This is a genomic window from Xenorhabdus miraniensis (assembly GCF_002632615.1).
The window spans coordinates 136,802-154,893 of record NZ_NITZ01000006.1 but is presented as its reverse complement, the minus strand read 5'-3'; the positions used below and the strand labels follow the sequence as shown (position 1 = coordinate 154,893).

At 39.8% G+C, this 18,092-nt stretch carries 16 protein-coding genes and 2 pseudogenes; 7 read left to right on the top strand and 11 right to left on the bottom strand.

What is annotated here, in order from left to right; all coding sequences use genetic code 11:
- Nucleotides 1-48 precede the first annotated feature (48 nt).
- Both iolB and Xmir_RS08140 read left to right on the top strand, forming a co-directional pair.
- On the top strand, nt 49-879 hold the full coding sequence (iolB, locus tag Xmir_RS08145; RefSeq protein WP_099113893.1) for a 5-deoxy-glucuronate isomerase: 831 nt from the start codon (nt 49-51) through the stop codon (nt 877-879).
- Between the two features lie 154 nt (nt 880-1,033).
- Nucleotides 1,034-1,120, top strand: a pseudogene (locus Xmir_RS08140) (IS200/IS605 family transposase); the annotation flags it as partial.
- Between the two features lie 88 nt (nt 1,121-1,208).
- Here the strand turns inward: Xmir_RS08140 and Xmir_RS28110 are convergent.
- Nucleotides 1,209-1,289, bottom strand: a pseudogene (locus Xmir_RS28110) (helix-turn-helix transcriptional regulator); the annotation flags it as partial.
- Nucleotides 1,290-1,700: 411 nt separating this feature from the next.
- Between Xmir_RS28110 and Xmir_RS08130 the strand changes: the two are divergent.
- Both Xmir_RS08130 and Xmir_RS08125 read left to right on the top strand, forming a co-directional pair.
- Complete coding sequence (locus Xmir_RS08130) at nt 1,701-2,315, top strand: helix-turn-helix domain-containing protein (RefSeq protein WP_099113892.1); 615 nt, start codon at nt 1,701-1,703, stop codon at nt 2,313-2,315.
- A complete protein-coding gene (locus tag Xmir_RS08125) occupies nt 2,299-3,156 on the top strand; it encodes a queuosine precursor transporter (RefSeq protein WP_099113891.1) in 858 nt (285 codons plus the stop codon). Before Xmir_RS08130 ends, Xmir_RS08125 begins: the two co-directional genes overlap by 17 nt.
- Before the next feature lie 654 nt (nt 3,157-3,810).
- Here Xmir_RS08125 and Xmir_RS08120 read toward each other — a convergent pair.
- Both Xmir_RS08120 and Xmir_RS08115 read right to left on the bottom strand, forming a co-directional pair.
- The gene (locus Xmir_RS08120) at nt 3,811-4,677 is read right to left on the bottom strand and encodes an AraC family transcriptional regulator (RefSeq protein WP_099113890.1); all 867 of its coding nucleotides are present in this window, start codon (nt 4,675-4,677) and stop codon (nt 3,811-3,813) included.
- 96 nt (nt 4,678-4,773) lie between these two features.
- Nucleotides 4,774-5,241 carry a nuclear transport factor 2 family protein gene (locus Xmir_RS08115; protein ID WP_099113889.1) on the bottom strand — a complete coding sequence of 156 codons (468 nt, stop codon included), beginning with the start codon at nt 5,239-5,241 and terminating at the stop codon, nt 4,774-4,776.
- A gap of 108 nt (nt 5,242-5,349) precedes the next feature.
- Between Xmir_RS08115 and Xmir_RS08110 the strand changes: the two genes are divergently transcribed.
- Nucleotides 5,350-5,910 (top strand): TetR/AcrR family transcriptional regulator, encoded by a 561-nt coding sequence (locus tag Xmir_RS08110; protein ID WP_099113888.1) that lies wholly within the window; start codon nt 5,350-5,352, stop codon nt 5,908-5,910.
- A gap of 57 nt (nt 5,911-5,967) precedes the next feature.
- Here the strand turns inward: Xmir_RS08110 and yegD are convergent, their stop codons facing one another.
- From yegD to cobA, 8 genes are all read right to left on the bottom strand, one after another.
- Nucleotides 5,968-7,320: a molecular chaperone gene (gene yegD / locus Xmir_RS08105; RefSeq protein ID WP_099113887.1), complete on the bottom strand. Its 1,353-nt coding sequence runs from the start codon at nt 7,318-7,320 to the stop codon at nt 5,968-5,970.
- Nucleotides 7,321-7,703: 383 nt separating this feature from the next.
- The gene (locus Xmir_RS08100; RefSeq protein WP_099113886.1) at nt 7,704-8,771 is read right to left on the bottom strand and encodes a PfkB family carbohydrate kinase; all 1,068 of its coding nucleotides are present in this window, start codon (nt 8,769-8,771) and stop codon (nt 7,704-7,706) included.
- Between the two features lie 526 nt (nt 8,772-9,297).
- A complete protein-coding gene (locus Xmir_RS08095; RefSeq protein WP_099113885.1) occupies nt 9,298-10,575 on the bottom strand; it encodes a jacalin family lectin in 1,278 nt (425 codons plus the stop codon).
- A 65-nt stretch (nt 10,576-10,640) separates the two neighbouring features.
- Nucleotides 10,641-11,063 (bottom strand): JHE-like toxin PirA, encoded by a 423-nt coding sequence (locus Xmir_RS08090; RefSeq protein WP_099113884.1) that lies wholly within the window; start codon nt 11,061-11,063, stop codon nt 10,641-10,643.
- Nucleotides 11,064-11,509: 446 nt separating this feature from the next.
- Entirely contained in the window at nt 11,510-11,911 is a 402-nt protein-coding gene (locus tag Xmir_RS08085) for a VOC family protein (protein WP_099113883.1), read from the bottom strand.
- A gap of 218 nt (nt 11,912-12,129) precedes the next feature.
- The gene (locus Xmir_RS08080) at nt 12,130-12,990 is read right to left on the bottom strand and encodes a GHMP family kinase ATP-binding protein (RefSeq protein ID WP_099113882.1); all 861 of its coding nucleotides are present in this window, start codon (nt 12,988-12,990) and stop codon (nt 12,130-12,132) included.
- Nucleotides 12,983-14,053: a threonine-phosphate decarboxylase CobD gene (cobD, locus tag Xmir_RS08075; RefSeq protein ID WP_099113881.1), complete on the bottom strand. Its 1,071-nt coding sequence runs from the start codon at nt 14,051-14,053 to the stop codon at nt 12,983-12,985. The genes Xmir_RS08080 and cobD overlap by 8 nt, the downstream gene beginning before the upstream one ends.
- Entirely contained in the window at nt 14,050-14,853 is an 804-nt protein-coding gene (cobA, locus tag Xmir_RS08070; RefSeq protein WP_099113880.1) for a uroporphyrinogen-III C-methyltransferase, read from the bottom strand. Before cobA ends, cobD begins: the two co-directional genes overlap by 4 nt.
- An 890-nt stretch (nt 14,854-15,743) precedes the next feature.
- Here cobA and Xmir_RS08065 point away from each other — a divergent pair.
- Entirely contained in the window at nt 15,744-17,135 is a 1,392-nt protein-coding gene (locus Xmir_RS08065; RefSeq protein ID WP_099113879.1) for a cobyrinic acid a,c-diamide synthase CobB, read from the top strand.
- Entirely contained in the window at nt 17,132-18,091 is a 960-nt protein-coding gene (gene cbiB, locus Xmir_RS08060; protein ID WP_099113878.1) for an adenosylcobinamide-phosphate synthase CbiB, read from the top strand. Before Xmir_RS08065 ends, cbiB begins: the two co-directional genes overlap by 4 nt.
- Nucleotide 18,092: the final 1 nt, after the last annotated feature.

Genomic DNA, 18,092 nt, shown 5'->3' with positions numbered 1-18,092 from the left:
GCGACTGATTTAAATACGACTGATTTAAATACGAAAAGTGGGGGCCAAATGCCTAAATTACTATCAAAATACCACGCACCCGATCAGGATAATCGGACACAACATATCACGCCGGAAACAGCAAACTGGGAACATGTCCACTTTTCTGTTTATGAACTGAATGTGGGAGAATCCATTACCTTACCTGCATCGGAAAATGAAACTTGTCTGGTGTTGGTTGCGGGAATAGCTTCGGTGATTACACTTCAGCAACGATTTGAGAAAATAGGGGAACGCATCAGCCCATTTGAACGTAAAAAGCCTTATGCTGTTTATGTTGCACCCAATGAACTAATGGTAATCATTGCTGAAACTCAACTCGAATTGGCGGTATGTCAGGCAAAGGGGAAAGGAGAGTATCCTACCCGCTTGATTGCACCGCAGGATATGAGTGCGGAACACCGCGGCAATGGCAATAATCGGCGTTATGTTCACAACATTTTGCCCGACGATCAACCTGCGGATAGCCTGCTGGTTGTTGAAGTTTATACTGATGAAGGATGCACCAGCTCCTATCCTAGCCACAAGCATGATACCGACAATGAACCACAAGAAACTTATCTGGAAGAGACCTATTATCACCGCTTAAATCCATCGCAGGGTTTTTGTGTGCAGCGGGTCTATACCGATGATCGCTCGTTGGATGAAACCATGGCAGTTTACAACAAGGATGTGGTGATGGTGCCAAAAGGGTATCATCCCGTGGCTACCATTGCAGGCTATGATAGCTATTACTTGAATGTGATGGCTGGCCCGATCCGTAAGTGGTTATTCACGTGGGAAAAAGATCATCAATGGGTTAATAGCGAAGAATATGCAGCGAAACATGCCAGCCGTTAAATGAAAAACTGCTCCCCCGGAAGGGGAGCAATATCAAGGATGTTTCGTGTCAAAAGCGCTTACAGATTAACTTAAATACTCCATAGGCAACACTTGCCAGCAATAACGAATTAATTGCCGGTACACCCCAATCTGTTCTCAGACCAATTTGTAATCAAGATCGTACTTTGCCTGTAGTGCCGGGGGCGCAACGGTAGAAACGCTTAAAGCGTACGTTGCCAGTCAAAATACCCCGGAGTAACGTGTTTTAAAGCTCTGCGGGCTTTTCGCTTTATATCCCTGCCCGCATTGGGCGAGGGTTTACGGCGGATTTTGCTAAATCCTTAATGCCCCCAAGGATCGCTGAGATGTTCCATCATGGCGATTAATCCCTTTAAATAGAGTGCATTATTTTTATAGGATAAACTTATCGCTACCTCATTTAATTCATATTTGTTAAATTTTAACTAATAAATAATAACACGTGTATTTATATATCTGTCTTCATTAACACCATTCCCATAAACGATAATTTTCCGTATAAATTGGAGAGTTGAAACTAAAAAAATCAACATAAGTCATATCTCCTATATTTTGAGCTGTTCTTATGTGTTTTATTATCTATTTTTCTGATTTATATTAAAATATAATTTTTTAATTAAATATTTTTCATGTAAGATGATTTTGGTATATTATTAAATGAATTTATTTAAAAATAAATTGCTATCATTTTTGCTATTTAATGACAAGAGTGTTTTTTTACCTTTCCTTGCTCTAAGAAAAAATGGTTAGTCTAAAAGGTCATATAAATTAGCTGGTTATATATTTTTCTGGGCGTTAGTATGTATAAGAAACAAAAAATGGAACACCTGAAAAAAAACTTACAATACCTACTTGATTCCAGAGGGGAAACAAGAGTATCTCTCTGTGATCGAACAGGGCTTAACCGTACAACTATCTACAATATTTTAGATGGCAGAGTGCAAAACGTTCACTCTTCTACAATACAAAAAGTCTCCAATTTCTTTGGCGTATCATATAGTGAAATAGAGGCAACGGATATTGCAGAAAAAGAACGTCTGGACGCGGTTGTCTCTTATGAAGGAAACATGAACCCCAGTGCTGTTCCGTTATTTATGCAGTCTGAATGCGTTACTTCTGATTTTTCTGACAGTAAGATAGGGTCTCTGATTGTGGATAGGCCACTGACTTATTATTTTGGTTCCGGGCCTAATATCGTTGCCGTTTTACTTGAGAATGATTTTTTAGGTAAATATAATGCAGGTGATTTATTAATAATTAAGAGGGGTAACTATCAGAACAATAACCCAAAATTATGTTTCGATCCAAAAAAGCGAAGGTTTCATATAAAAGAGTTTACTCAAGAGAATTCGGATGGTTTTATGGTGATTGGGGATATAATGGAAGAACGGTTCGGATATGGGAAAAAAATATAAATTACTGGGATTCAATAGTCAGGATAATACAGCGAATGTATTAATTTTATCAACCGGAAAGGTGTTGAAAATAAACACAAAGGAGCTTGAAAAGAGCGAAATAGCGGATGACCTGGACAATCACGAGATAAAATCACTTTATAGAAAGTTGTATTCTAGTTTTCCAAATACTCCCTCAGTTTATGAAATTGAAGAGCGTAATGAAAAATCCTGGGTTATTTATTCATTTCTCGCATTATTACTGACAATTTTCTATACATTCAGCAACATAGCAGCAGCAAAACCCGTTTATATCGAATACCTTGATATTATTGTTACTCCTGGTACGTTTATTTACCCTTTTTCATTTTTAGTTATTGATTTGCTGAGTGAATTTTATGGATTCAGATTAGCAAGAAAAGCAATATACATGTCATTAATTTCTAATCTGATTATCGTATCCTTGTTGAGCATTTCAACAAGTCTACCGGCAATTGCAAATTGGGATTTAAATGATCAGTATAATGCTCTGATGAGTCATATATTGTCGGCAATCTTTGCATCCTCTTTGTCATTTTTAGTTTCAGAGCTTGTCAATTCTTATATTTTGTGCAAGCTGAAAGATATGACAAATTCCCGTTTTTTGGCGTTAAGAGTATTTTTCAGTACATTCATTGCATCAGTGATTGATAGTTTTATTTTCTGTTTTGTGGCATTTTATGGAAAATTACCTATAAATCAAATTGTTGCAATGATGATCGTGCAAATCCTAATTAAGATTTTCTTTGCATTGTTTAATGTATTTCCTGCTTACGGCTCACGTTATTTATTTAATCGGTGGGTTGTCAAAACAGCAAACTAGTAAGCCACATGGGGGATTCCCCCCATGATGCTATTACCTATTTAGAACCAATGCCTATTTAAAACCAGTGCCCTTATTTTTCCATAACCAATAAACTTATTCATTTATAACTACATGTAATTATATTGCACATATTTATGCAGTAACCCTGTTTATATTCATACTATCAATGTGGGGATTTACTGTTTTACTTCGTTTTTATCGGGGCGTAGAAAATTTTAGGGGGATTTAAATTTTATTGTTATTTATCAATTGGATATGTTGTTTTTGGATGGTATTTTGTTCATGTGGCACCAAAAAATAACGTATAAATTCATCATTAAAATCACCATTTGATGATTTATGTGTTGATTTTAGTATTTGTCTGGTGTATTTATTTTACTATAAAAACATAAGTTAAAATTGATATTTATCTGAAAGGTTAGGAAAGAGGCATTTCTTTCCTTCTGTATCGGTAAAATATCTTCATTATTTTGAATAAAAATTTTTACTCGCCCGGCACCAGGGTAATATTAGTTTGTTTTTTGTACTTATGAAAGCCCGGTCTCTTAGTTGACATTCCTGATTAAGAGACCTGGCAATCATATACTAAATGGGTTTCAAATTGCGGTATAACCGACACAACCGCAACTTGAAAGAGAGATGTGTGACTGTTTACACCAGAGGCAGGTAGATATCTGTCACAGTCTCAGTTTCTGGGACGTTAGGGAATAACTTTACTCGTTCAAAAAATAGTGGGAAATCCCGGACTTCTTGGTTGTTTTCCGACAGCCAGCGTGTATACAAGTAATTGACTAAGGTGGTTATTTCTTCATCTGGACCAATATGTCTTATATAAGCACATTTTCCTGATGGAATGGTTTTTTTGATAATTATTGGGTTGCTAATCTCAAACATGGAGGAGACTTCGACGCACAAATCAAATTTATATTCATCCGGCTCAACTTTTGTTGGATCTGCATAAGCAAGATTGAACGTTTTGTACCGCCCGAGTGGTAATTTATTGTTTATTCTCCACTCCTTGAATGCTCTGATTGTATGGCCGATATTCGATGGAGAGCCTTTGTGTTCCATAACTGCGATTAAAGTTTCTGGAAAATCAATGACTTTCACTTCAAGATGAGGTAATTTCTCATTCATCACTTTAGTCCTAATGTCATTTATGATTTGGTGTTGGCTATACCAGACAGACCAATCAGGCTTTTGCCTGAATTCAGTGGGACTTTGACCAATAGCGCTTTTGAATGCTCTTGAGAATGCTTCGGGACTTTCATATCCACATGCAAAAGCAATGTCTATAACTGGGTTATTGCTATAGGCGAGATCATAAACGGCTTTTTTCAATCGCAGTTGCCTGATATAGGCAGCAACGCCGATGCCGTAATTTGCTGAAAACAGTCTGTGAAAGTGATACTTAGAACAAGCTGCAACATGGCTCAAACTTTCTCCATCCATCTGTGTATCAATATGTTCATCGATGTAACGAAGAAGTGCATGTAATCGCTGTTTAATCATAGTCATAATGTCCGCCTTATCTGGTAAAACGCATGATATATAGCCTTCCGTGGCAGGACATGATGATAATTGCTGACTTAACGCTTACCTGTCAGCGGGTTATTAAAGCCCATATTCTGAAAGTTCAGGGTGATCATCAGGCCGACGCCCCAACGGCCATAAAAAGAGGCGTTCTTCTTCCTTGATCGGTACGTCATTAATACAGGCATAGCGGTTGGTCATAAGCCCTAGCTCGTTAAACTCCCAGTTTTCATTACCATAGCTGCGGTACCAGTTTCCTGAATCATCTTGCCATTCATAGGCGAATCTGACAGCAATGCGGTTTTCATCACAGGCCCATAACTCTTTAATTAATCGATATTCTCGTTCTTTTGACCATTTTCGGCATAAAAATTCCACGACAGCCTCACGCCCATCAACAAACTCTGCACGATTGCGCCAGTGAGTATTCGGCGCATACACACCTGAAACCCTCTCAGGGTCACGACTGTTCCAGGCATCTTCAGCCAAACGTACTTTTTCAATCGCTGTCTTTTTGTTAAAGGGAGGCAATGGGGGGCGGGTTTGCATAAAATTACTCCTTTGTTAATTATGTAGACAACTCTGTCTACTTTTTTCATCGTAATACAAGTAGACAACTCTGTCTACTTAATCGATAATTCTATTAAAGGAGTCACTATGTCAAAAAACATCTCAATTGCACGTGAGCGTATTCTTCAGGTTGCCCACAATCTCTTTTATCAAGAAGGGATCAGAGCGACAGGAATAGACCGTATCATCAAAGAAGCCGGTGTCACAAAAGTCACCTTTTATCGGCACTTTCCCTCTAAGAATGATTTGATCATGGCATTTCTTGAATACAGACATCAGCGCTGGATAGATTGGTTCCGTACGACACTAACCGCTGAAATGTCTGTCTATGGAACATTCATAAAAGCAATGCCTGCCGTACTGAAAAAATGGTTTATGAGCAGCGAATTTCGCGGTTGTGCTTTTATAAATTCTTCGATTGAATTTTCTCAGGCATTACCTGAAATACAACCTGTCGTGCTGTCTCATAAACAGGAAATGACAGAAACACTCGCAGAATTCTTGCCTGATATACCGGAAAAGCTCGTGCTATCTAAGCAAATCACATTGCTGATCGATGGAGCCATTGTCATGGCGCAATATGGTGAAGAGAGTGATCAGGTGATATCTCTAGTGGAGAAGTGGTTAAGTTGTGTGTACTCACTATGAGTAATATTATTAACAATAAAAAGCAGACTCAGTGTTATTGAGCCTGCTTGTGGCCTATCAAGCGAAACAAATTTTTGCCCAGCGTGCCAGACCTGTAGTCACGGAACCAAAGTAATTACCGCCAACTAATGGAATACCCGGCAACTCTTGTTCAACTGCCTGACGCAGGATCGGTGAACTTGCTGAACCTCCCGTCATAAAGATCACATCAGGCTGGGTACCTCCTTGTACCACCGCTTCGCTAACCAATTTTGCCATTTTCGCTTTAGTGGATTCGATTGCGTCAATCATCTGATCGCGCTGGATGCTAACCTCAATAATCTCTGATAATAAATTTAGCTTAACTCGATGTTCAGATTGCTCTGAAAGGGCAATTTTGGTTTCCTCTGCACTGCGAACCAAGCTATATCCCAATGTGTCTTGATATACTTTCAATAATCGAGCTAATTTTTCTGGTTCTTGGGCATCTCTGTGTAAGGATTTTAATACCGCCAAATTCTGGCGAGAATAGAAATCTTTCTGGGCCTGCACATCATTAATGGCAATCGGATTCCAAAACTGAGTCAGTGGCATATCAATGCCTGAGATAACTTTGCTTCCTAACCCAAAAGGGTGCATCAGCTGTTTAAAGGTCAGATTAATATCCAAATCGTTTCCACCGATACGCTGCCCAGTGTGTGCCAGTAAGCTATCCTTTCGTTCAGATTTTCCTCGCCAGCTTGGCCCCATTCGGATAAGAGAACAGTCTGTCGTTCCACCGCCAATATCAACGACTAATACGGTTTTATCTTCTGTCAGAGTGGCTTCATATTCCAAACCTGCTGCAACTGGCTCAAATTGGAACTCAATATTGCGAAACCCTGCTCGTTTTGCTGCATCAAGTAAAATCTTCTCAGCTTGTTGGTTAGACTTATCGCCACCCCGTCCGTGAAAATTAATCGGACGGCCGATCACAACCTCTTCAATAGCTCGTTGTTTATTGATTTCTACTTGTTGTTTGATATTCGCCATCATGGCGCAAACCAGATCTTCAAAGAAGCTGATTTGGATATCCCTTAATCCCATTGCACCCAAGAAGGATTTTGGTGATTTTACATAGTAAACATCCTGTGGATCTTCCAAATATCGGGCCAGTGCTGCTTGCCCAAATACGATATCATCTGGCAAAAGCTCAATACCTTCCTCATGGTTTGTCGCAATCGCACTACGAAGAAGCTGTTCACCCGCTTGATTGCTTGGGCTGATATTCCAGTGACGAAATAAGTGCTCAGAAACAGATTCCCGGGTCGGTGCCGCCAAAGCAGAAGGCATGTAAAAGTTATCATTTTCGATAGCAATCAGCCGTGGTGTATCCCCGATCATCTCTGCTACCGCGCAATTTGATGTGCCATAGTCAAAACCGATGAACATAGCTTTCCTTATTCTCAATCGTTGACAATTTTAAAAAGGCGCAGATGCTATCCTAAATTAGGTTTGAATGCGAGCTTAACATAAGGATACTAATAGAATAGGCTATATTCCCGTTAACGGTTACCTAATAGGATATATGCTATATCATGTTGGAACTCATTGAAATACATGAAAAATTCATCGGATATTATTTGAATATTCACCGCTATTAGTAAATCAGAGTCCTTGCATCCACATAATAAGGATAAATAGATAAAATAATAAACTTTACTAAAGATAAATAATGTAAAATTAACTTGGATTCACATATTAAGCGCAACACCGTAATCAACGAAGTAAACAAGTGCGTATTCCCTTGAATAATTCATTAGGTTTGTGTGTCTTTAAATATATGGACGACTTTTAGGAAATATCTCAATATTCTCTGAGGATAGCGTCAGTGCTGAACACTGTTGTGCAAAGCGAATACTTTCTTTCAGTTCCATACCTTCTAACCAACAATGCACAAGACCGGCCATCATTGCATCACCAGCTCCATTGGTATTAATAACATTAGTATTGATAGCATGTGACCATCCTGATGTGTTGTCCAATTCACTGTAATAGACTCCTTCTGCATCCATACTTAAAATTAGGCGTTGGACACCACGCTGGTGAAACCAGAGTGCTGCATTGGCGGCATTTTTTTGAGTGTCGATTTTGATGCCACTCAGAATTTCAGCTTCAGTACGATTGGGTTTTAAAGTGTGAATATGGGATAACCAATGACGAATTTTGGGCGCTTTAGATCCTGAAACGGTATCAACAAAAATAGGAACGTTACCGACATGGTTAAATAACCATTTCAAGGCATCCTCTGTTAAGTTGCAGTCAATGACTAAGACACTGGCATGTTGGATTAAAGATTTAGATTGGGATAATAACGTAGGAGTTAGTTTTTCCAAAATGCTCATGTCATTAACAGCCACAACACATTTACCAGTTGCGTCGATAAGTGAATTACAGATTGATGTTTTTTCTCCATCTAATTTATAGAGGTATTTAACATTAACACCTGCTGATTTTGTTTGCTCAAACAGTATGTTCCCATGTGAATCATTACCAACAACAGATATTAGGTAACTTTCATTTTTTAATAATGCAATATTTTGTGCAATGTTTCTCCCAACACCGCCTGGTGTCGAAATAATTTTCCCTGGGTTGGAATCTTCATAAATCAATTTGGCATAGGCATAACTTGTTAGATCCATATTGGCTGCGCCAATTGTGACAGTATAAACGTCATTGGATAAAATATAACCTTTGCCTTTGATATAACCTTTTTTACTGAGATTCATAATATGTCCTGCAACACATGATCGACTAATTCCAAGGATATCAGCAAGTTCTTGCTGTTGAATGAAAGGATCACGTTTTAGAAGTTGCAATATCTGGTTTTCCCTTTTTGACATATTATTTCCCTAGTTGTTTTTTTGTATTGATGTTTTATTTCATGTGTGACTGATAGTAAAGGCTATTCTTATGTTTAGTTCCAATTATGAGAATGTGATCGTAAGTTTTATAAGGCATGTATTTTGCAGGAAAACGTGATCTGTATCTTGAATATTATGCTGTAAAATCATGAAAAATTAGATAGATAAATACATCAAGTCAGTAAACTATATTTTCGTCTGTAATAATTTCTTTTAAAACAACCTGTTGTGTTATTGATGGAGAGTTGCAAACAAATGTTTGTTTTTTTATGAGTCATTTTTTATTACAAGATGGTTTTTAGTGGTATTTAGAATAAAATTTCTTAATCTAATTTATTAATGGATTTTTAATAATTTAATTATCCATAAAATAGTCTGCTAAGCAGATCGGAGTGGGGGATCTTGGTCGGGATTACATATTCCAGTCACATAATAAGCTATGTGACTGGAGATTTACTTTTTTACAATTGTTCTGTAATTTGAAATTTATTGGATATATATCATATTATTTTTTATCGGTTAACATATGGTATGAAACGACAATTCCTGCGGTTTGACCAGCCAGTGAAGGTTCATCACTGGCCAGATAAAGCCCGGCAATATAGTGACCATCAACCGCGAATTTTCTATATTTACTGGCATAGCGCTGGCCGAAACTAAATTGACGCCCATCACTTAGCCTAAATAGTGCCTCATCAACCGCACCATTTCCCCATACTTCCAGGCTGCTTATAACACTACCATTGAGATCAATTGATCTTGTTTCTGAGGTCACTGTACCGAGTGTATGAGATGAGTTGTTGTCAAATATGACCTTAATACCCCCTACTCTAGGTGCATTGCCGATCCTTTGTACATACCCAATTAGTGATTTTATTTTATTATACTTTCCATTGACTAAAGAGGGCTTGAGTGGTTCCTGCGTTTTATCGTCTTCTGTAAGAGCCTGAATTCTTGTTTTGTTTGTAGGACGATCAAACACAGTTGAATAACTGATAGTCTTGGGATAAAAACCACTTTCAAGGCTATCGTTTTGTATATGCTCAATGAGTTCAAGGCATTCTAAACCGTGTAATAAACAATATCCTCTTACAGAGAATAAATTATTAGTCACAGTTCCTGCTGTTGAGTTGTTTATAGCATCATCGTATTGGTTAGTATACATTGTATGAATATAGTTATTCGCATTGATAACTAATTTGTTGATGAGTTGATTTAATTCATTGACTTCTATATCTGTTAAACCAATTTCGCCTTTCTTCTCTATTCCCATTTTCCAATAAGGAGCCTGTAACATAAGAGTGTTGGAATACATTGGAAGAATTTGATAGTTTATTTTATTATCAAAAGACTTAAACTTTTCCTCTACACTAACCAGATATCTGGCCAGGAACATATATGCGTCATGGCTTTCCTGACTACCGGGCGAAGTTTCTAACATGTATTCCACATGTTCCATTTTTCCTTTGATTTCTTGTATATCTCCATTAAGTATACCCTGAATGGTTTTTAGGGCAGCATCCTCTATCATCTGTTCGACTTTCTGGAGAATTTGTTCCCAGGTATTGTCTTTTTGTTGAGGCCAAAATAACCCCAAGAGAAAAGACATTGCAGGACCCGCACCGGGAATAAATCCTATGCCACCAATAATAGCATCTTTTATTATTGATGACATATCCCATTCATAATCAGGTGTGGAAACTGTATAAGTATCTAACATTATTATCTCATTTGATAAAGGCAGTGTTCTATTTTCAGATACAATAATAGGAGTGGTGTTCATAATTTTGTCTTTACCTTAGTACTGTCATTTAAGTTTTATTGGTGATAAATAATTTTTTTATATCGTTATTTATTATACCCGGTAACAAAGGCTCGTTTATCTGTATCGTTATAAATTACAACCTTACTGTAATATAAAGAATTGCCAGGTGATTTTAATATTCCGTCTTCACCGGCTTTTACCGTGATAGATGAATGTTCGAACCATTGTGATGTGAAGGAATGAGACCAATAAAAAACAGCTCTAACTTCTGGAGCAGGGCCGGAATTAGCCACATAGTAATTAGGGCGTGTTTCAGGAATAATAGGTGTGTCTATTCTTGTTGCCTGAACAGAAGAATGTGGCTCGATTGTCATATCGCTATAATTACTGATGATATGAGTTTCTGATTCGGGTGTATTTTGATTATCAATTTTTGATATTGGCGCAGTTTGAGTGTTATTTATAATTGTAATGCTACTACTGCCACTTATGTTGATTGTGATCATAATATAATATCCTGTTTAAATTTAAAGGTTTTTAAATATAAGTTTCATTCTGGTTATTAATATTTGAATGATTTATATTTTCTGTTTTATGCTTTTGGCTATTAGTTGTTACCTAAGAATATATCTTGATAAAAGATATATTCTTACAGTTAAAGAGCTATTTAATTGCTAGGTAAATTGGGTTTTGGTTTATTTTAGTGGGTATTTTAAGCATTTTGGCAAGATAATATGAAATATATAAAATGATAGTTAGGCTCAAAAATGAGATCACTTATTGGAATAATAATTTTGGTGATTGGATTTGTTTGATCGTTATTAGGAAATATGAATTTTAATATTTACCTATAATTATAGTTGTCTGTTAGAATAAGTTATTAATATAAAATATAAGTAGCCAAAAATAAATTTAGCTACTTTAGAATATATTGGTATAACGTAGTTATTTTTTATTTAACCGCATTTTGATACAAATCCCAGCGATTACCATAAATATCCTCAAAAACAACCACCGTACCATACTCTTCTTGACGAGGTTCTTCACAAAAATGGACGCCATTTTCTTTCATTTTATGATAATCGCGCCAAAAGTTGTCAGTTTGCAGAAATAGGAATACCCTGCCACCGCATTGATTACCAATAAACGTTTCTTGTCTTTCGTTAGAGGCTCTTGCCAGCAATAAATTACAATCGCTTTCAGGATTTGGTGTAACAACCACCCATCTTTTACCCGGTTGTAGGGTATCTTCCACCAACGTAAATCCCAATTTATTGGTGTAATAGTCAATAGCTCTATCGTAATCATCGACAACAATGGCAACGTAACCCATACATCTTTTTTGTGTTCTCATAGTCTTCCTATAGTTACTGATAAAAATTACAGCATCCGTGTGCCTAAGTTCACATCTCTTTCTGGTTGGATCAGGACGGCTCCTTGAGAGTCTAATTGTTCTTAGCATCAATCGTAGCAGGTTCGGAATTTACATGCTTCATAGGGTTTAATTCATTGTTTAAATTATATTATTTAGCATAATGGAAATGTGAAAGGATAACTAGGATAAAGTCATTGCTATCGCACACCACCCGCAATAATTTTAACAAGATGGATTTCAGGGTAATGATCAGTCACCTTTTTTTGATGCAGCCACCAGCATAGGTAATCAGCATCATGATGGTGTGAATTGAATAATAGACCAATTACACTGCCGCTGTGGGCGACGTTCAGCCCGTAAATACCTGTATGCTCGACTAAATGCCGTAATTGTTCAAAATAGGGTTTAGGTAGTATTGATTGTCTGGCGAGAGCGCTTAATGTACAGGCTTCCCCAAGACGGTAATGATCATGTTGCTGATTTGCAATGCGGAATTGTTGCCATGCCTGTTGGAGTAATGAAGCAGTATCCTGCAACTGTCGGCGATGATCTTGTTGATGGTACTCTCCCGTCAAAATGGTTTGTTGGTTTTCCAACAGCAAAATATCGACATCGGGTTGCCAGTTGAAGGGAAGTTGAGTCTGGGCAGTAATATGATCGAACAGCGTTAATTGCTTGAATATTGTGCTATCGGTAGGTTCCAGTTTGACGCACAATTGCGCGAGTTCCGTGTCGTTAAGTGACTTCCCCAATAATCGGGCGGTGGCTTGTGCTGTTGCGGCGATGTCTGCTGTGCTGCTGGCCATGCCTTTGGCAATCGGGATTGTCGATTGATATTCAATGCGCAGGTTGGAAGTCAGTTCGGGGGATTCTTGCCAGTAATTCAGCAGTAAATTGACCATTTGTCGCATACGTGGCCGTTCATGCGCGATGGGAATGCCTTCACTGACGGAAACATAACTGAACCAATTGATTGGGCAGGAAATTAGCTTTTCCCCTCCCAATAACCATCCTTGTAGAAGTTCTCCACAGGATGCGGGGCAGTAAGCCTCAGCCACGTAAAACCTGCTGTATGGCGGCGATCAGACGTTGATTTTCCCATTCGCTGCGTATGGCTACGCGATAATAACGATCGTCTAACCCCACATAATTTTGGCAATGGCGGATGAGTATCCTTTGTTTAAGCAAGGTATGCCATAAATGAAGGTTGGGTTTATTACAGCGGAAGAACAGGAAATTAGCGGATGGCGGCCAGACGGTCAGTTCAGGGAAGGCTGAAAGGTGTGTCCATAAATAATGTTGTTGTGATTCCAGCCATTGATGTGTGGCTGTCATATAAGCATGCTCATTAAGCAGAATCTCACCCACCAGAGCGGCAAGAGCGTTGATCGACCACGGTTCACGTCGCTTTTTCATTTCTGCGATCCCCGTTATATCCCCACTAATCAAATATCCTAACCGTAACCCGGGAATAGCGAAAAATTTTGTCAGTGAACGCAATATATAAAGATGTTGAGCTGCTGCAACCTGGGGGATGAGTCCCCGGTTATCAGGCAAAAAATCGATAAAAGCTTCATCAACAATCAGGGCAATCTTATGTTTTTCACAATATTCCACCAGCGATTGCATAAACTGGCTGTCAGGCATTAATCCGGTAGGATTATTGGGGGTGGTGATAAAAACACAATCAGGATGGGTATTGGATAGCGTATCTAATAGGCGTAGATCAGGTTGAAACCCGGTGTTTTCTGTTAATGGATAGTCGATGATCTCTGCCCCGGTTTGCTGCAAAGCGCGCCGATATTCCGCGAACCCAGGAATAAGAAGCAGGGCGCGTTTAGGATTGAGGTAACGAACAATGGCGTAGATCAGCTCTGTTGCACCATTACCCGCTATCACCGAAGCATAAGCACATTGATGGGCTTTTGCGATAGCCTGATGCAAATGGCGATATTCCACATCAGGGTATTTTTCAATACAAGCAAGGTGATTTTTAATCAGCTCCTTAACCCGTTCGGGGGCGCCCAGCGGATTGATATTAGCGCTAAAATCAATCAATTCATTGGCCGGTAGACCAAATAGCTCAGCCACTTCTATCACATTGCCGCCATGTTCACTCATGGCATTGCTCCATCAGTGACGTTTTTCAGCTTGGAAGAGATTTCACTGAATGTGAGCGAAGCCGGGGTAAACGAGAGCATTGCACTTAAATTAACCACTTCACCGATCACAATCAGCGCTGGTGCATGTAAATTTTTTTCTTCCACTTTTGCCGCCAAAGTTTTCAGTGTACCTATGGCTCTATCTTGTTTGGGGTGACTGGCATACATAATCACTGCCGCCGGCGTTGCAGGCGATTTGCCATGCAGTATTAATTGTTGGCAGATTTCCGCCAGACGCGTCATTCCCATCAGAATAATCAGCGTCCCTTCCAATTGCGCGAGTACTTTCCAGTTTTGTTGTTCATTGCCCTGAGCCGTGTGGCCGGTCACGACATGGAAACCGGATGCGTAATCGCGGTGAGTAACGGGAATGCCTGCATAGGCAAGCCCGCCAATTGAGGAACTGATACCCGGAACGATTTCAAATTGGATGCCATGTTGAGCCAATACTTCGGCTTCTTCCCCTCCACGACCAAAGACATAGGGATCACCACCTTTCAGGCGAACAACCTGCTTTCCTGCCAGAGCATGTTTCACCAGAATCTGATTAATTGCTTCTTGCGGGATGGGATGGTAATTATGCTCTTTCCCTACGTTGATGATTTCGCAATGTTCTGGCACTTGTGCAATCAGTTCAGGATTGACGAGACGATCATGAACAATAACATCAGCAGATTGAATACAATGCAGTCCTTTGACCGTAATTAAGCCAGCATTACCGGGACCTGCACCAACTAACCACACATTGCCTTTATTCATTGAATTATCTCCGGGAAGTTAAAATATAAATAACCAAAAAGTCACCAATATATATCATTGTATCGAATATTATATGAGAGGTTGTTTTTCATAAAAATGGGTTTATTGTTCTTGGTTTTATTTCACTTCGTTTATAATGATGTATTCTGTTGTTATAGGCCTGCTCATATCCAATCTAATTTGTCGATAATTATTACGTTAATGTGAATAAGATGAAATTGATTTATGTCAATATTCGTCATTTTAAATGTGAATTATTTTCAGGATAAATTTTGTTATCGGGTGAAAATGTTTTTCTATCTTAATGTAAGATTATTATATTAATGAACTCCATTTTTGTTGTTTCAGACTTATATTTAATAAATCAAGATAATTCAATATGTTGGCTTGATTGATATGTGATGTTAAATTGTTTTTTGTATTAATTTTTATTTCTTTCTGAATAAAAATGCTTTTCATGTCGCAATGATTATGAACAAGATCACAAAAGTAATAAAGGATGTTTTTTTAAAAATAAAAACTGTGTATTTTGAAAATTGATCTATCGCCATTATTTATTTTAACCAAGAATAAAATTGTAATAATAATGTTAACTCTGGCTTTTTCTCTATTGGTATAAAGGCATTGGACTGATATCGCCTGATTGGAGGGAATTAATTACCCCTATTGAGAATAAAATGTCTTTTGTTTGATATATATCAATGAATGAGAATAACTTATTCAGAATGAACATGAATTTAAACATAAATATATAGTTTTGATGTTTTCAGGAAAATATTTTTGGGTAAGTGGTTATAGGTAAATAGCTATAGGTAAATGGTTATAGGTAAATGTTTAGGGGCAAAAGTTTTGGGATAGCTGTTTTGGGATAACTGTTTTGAGGAAAGCAGATGCAACAAAAATATGCTTTTGTCATTGCCGGTACTGGCAGCGGATGTGGCAAAACGACAGTCGCGCTGGGCATCATGCGGGCATTAATGAACCGTCAACTGCGGATACAACCGTTCAAAATCGGGCCTGATTATCTGGATGGCGGTTGGCATCATGCTGTAACGGGTATTGTTTCCCGTAACCTTGATGCGTTTATGCTGCCTGTTCCCATACTTAATAGCCTGTTTAACCAAGCGATGCTCGATAAGGATGTTGCAGTTATTGAAGGGGTGATGGGGCTATATGATGGCTATGGCACTGATCCTGACTATTGCAGTAGCTCTGCGATGGCAAAACAGCTTGGGTGTCCGGTGATTTTATTAGTGGATGGTAAAGCGGTTTCCACCTCTATTGCTGCCACCGTCATGGGATTTCAGCAATTTGATCCTGCTGTCAATATTGCGGGTGTGCTGATAAATCGCGTAAATCGCGAGAGCCATTTTCAGTTGTTAAAACAGGCGATTGAGCATTATTGCGGTATTCCCGTTTTGGGACGCATCCCTGTTATGCCGGATATTACACTTCCTTCCCGTCATCTTGGGTTGATCTCTGCACAAGGGCGAGACAGCCAATATGATGAATGCTGGTCACATCTGGCCGGGCAAATCGAAGCCTCAGTGGATTTGGCGCAGTTGCTGGCGTTAACTCAATTATCCACCTTACCGGAAGGAAATACCGATTCCCTTGTTGATCCGGCGATGGGGCAAGGTCTGACGCTGGCTCTGGCAGAAGATGAAGCATTTCATTTCTATTACCCCGATAACTTGTGGTTACTGGAAAAAGCAGGTGTAACCATCACGCGTTTTAGTCCTTTGCATGATCATCAATTACCTGAGTGCCAGATGGTTTATCTGGGTGGGGGATACCCTGAAATTTACGCACAGGCACTGGCTGCCAACCATACCATGTATGCCGCATTACGGCAGGCGCATCAAAAGGGTATTCCCATTTATGCGGAATGCGGTGGCTTGATGTATCTCGGCGAAGCCCTGACTGATGTGGACGGTGTACGGCATAACATGGTGGGGCTGATTGCAGGTGAAAGCCGGATGAGAGAGAGCTTGCAACGTTTTGGCTACTGTGAAGCGACTGCAATGTACGATACACCCCTAATCGCAAAAGGGGAAACGCTGCGCGGGCATGAGTTTCATTACTCGGATTTTGTCACTACTCAACCTGCTGTTTTTCAGTGCGTTAAATGGCGTGATGGTTTACGACAGGAAGGAATACAAAAAAGTTGGTTGGGGGGATACCAGAGTGGCAATACGTTGGCGGGGTATCTGCATATCCATTTCGCCCAGTGCCCCGGTTTGCTTCATCGCTGGCTGATGTTGGCACGGAGGCGGTTATGACACTCTTATTGTGGTTTGCCGCTTTTACCCTGGATATGAAATTGGGCGATCCTCCTCACTGGCCCCATCCCGTGCGTTGGATGGGGCAACTTATCAATCAGACTGAGCGATTTATTCGCCGGGTAAGCCGAACTGAAACCGATCTGAAATGGGGCGGTGTGCTGTTATGGCTGGTGGTTGTGGGGAGTGTCTGGCTGGTGAGTTATGGGGCATTGCAACTGGCTTATGGTGTGGGGTTTTGGCTGGGGTGTCTGGTTGAGATTTGGATGATTTATACCGTGTTGGCGGGGCGTGGTCTGAGCGATGCGGCGAAGGCGGTTTATCAGGCGTTGCAACGGGGAGATTTGGATGCCAGTCGTGAACAGCTCGCCAACATCGTCGGGCGGGAAACATCTCAACTGCAAGCGCCACAAATCAGCCGTGCAACCATTGAAACCGTAGCAGAAAACAGCGTGGATGGCGTAATTGCGCCGTTGTTCTTTTTAATGCTCGGCGGCGCTCCGCTTGCTATGGCTTATAAGGCGATGAACACCCTTGATTCAATGGTGGGTTATAAAACGCCTCGTTATCGTGCGCTGGGAATGTTTTCGGCACGTATGGACGATGTGGCGAATTGGCTGCCCGCCCGTTTGGGCTGGCTTTTACTGGCATTGGCTGCGAAATGGCAAGGGCTGGATTTCCGGCAGGCATTGCGTATCGGTTGGCGCGATCGTTATCAACACAGTAGCCCCAATAGCGGCTGGCCGGAAGCCACTGTCGCAGGGGCATTGGGTATCTGTCTTGGCGGGCCGAATGTTTATTTTAACCAGCGCGTAGAAAAACCGTGGATTGGTGATGCAAAGCGCGAAGTCACACCTGACGATATCCCGCAGTCTGTACAGATGATGATAGTCGCATCAGTGATGGCACTCCTGTTATTTGCGCTGCTGCGTAGCCTGTTCAGTGTGATGATATAAG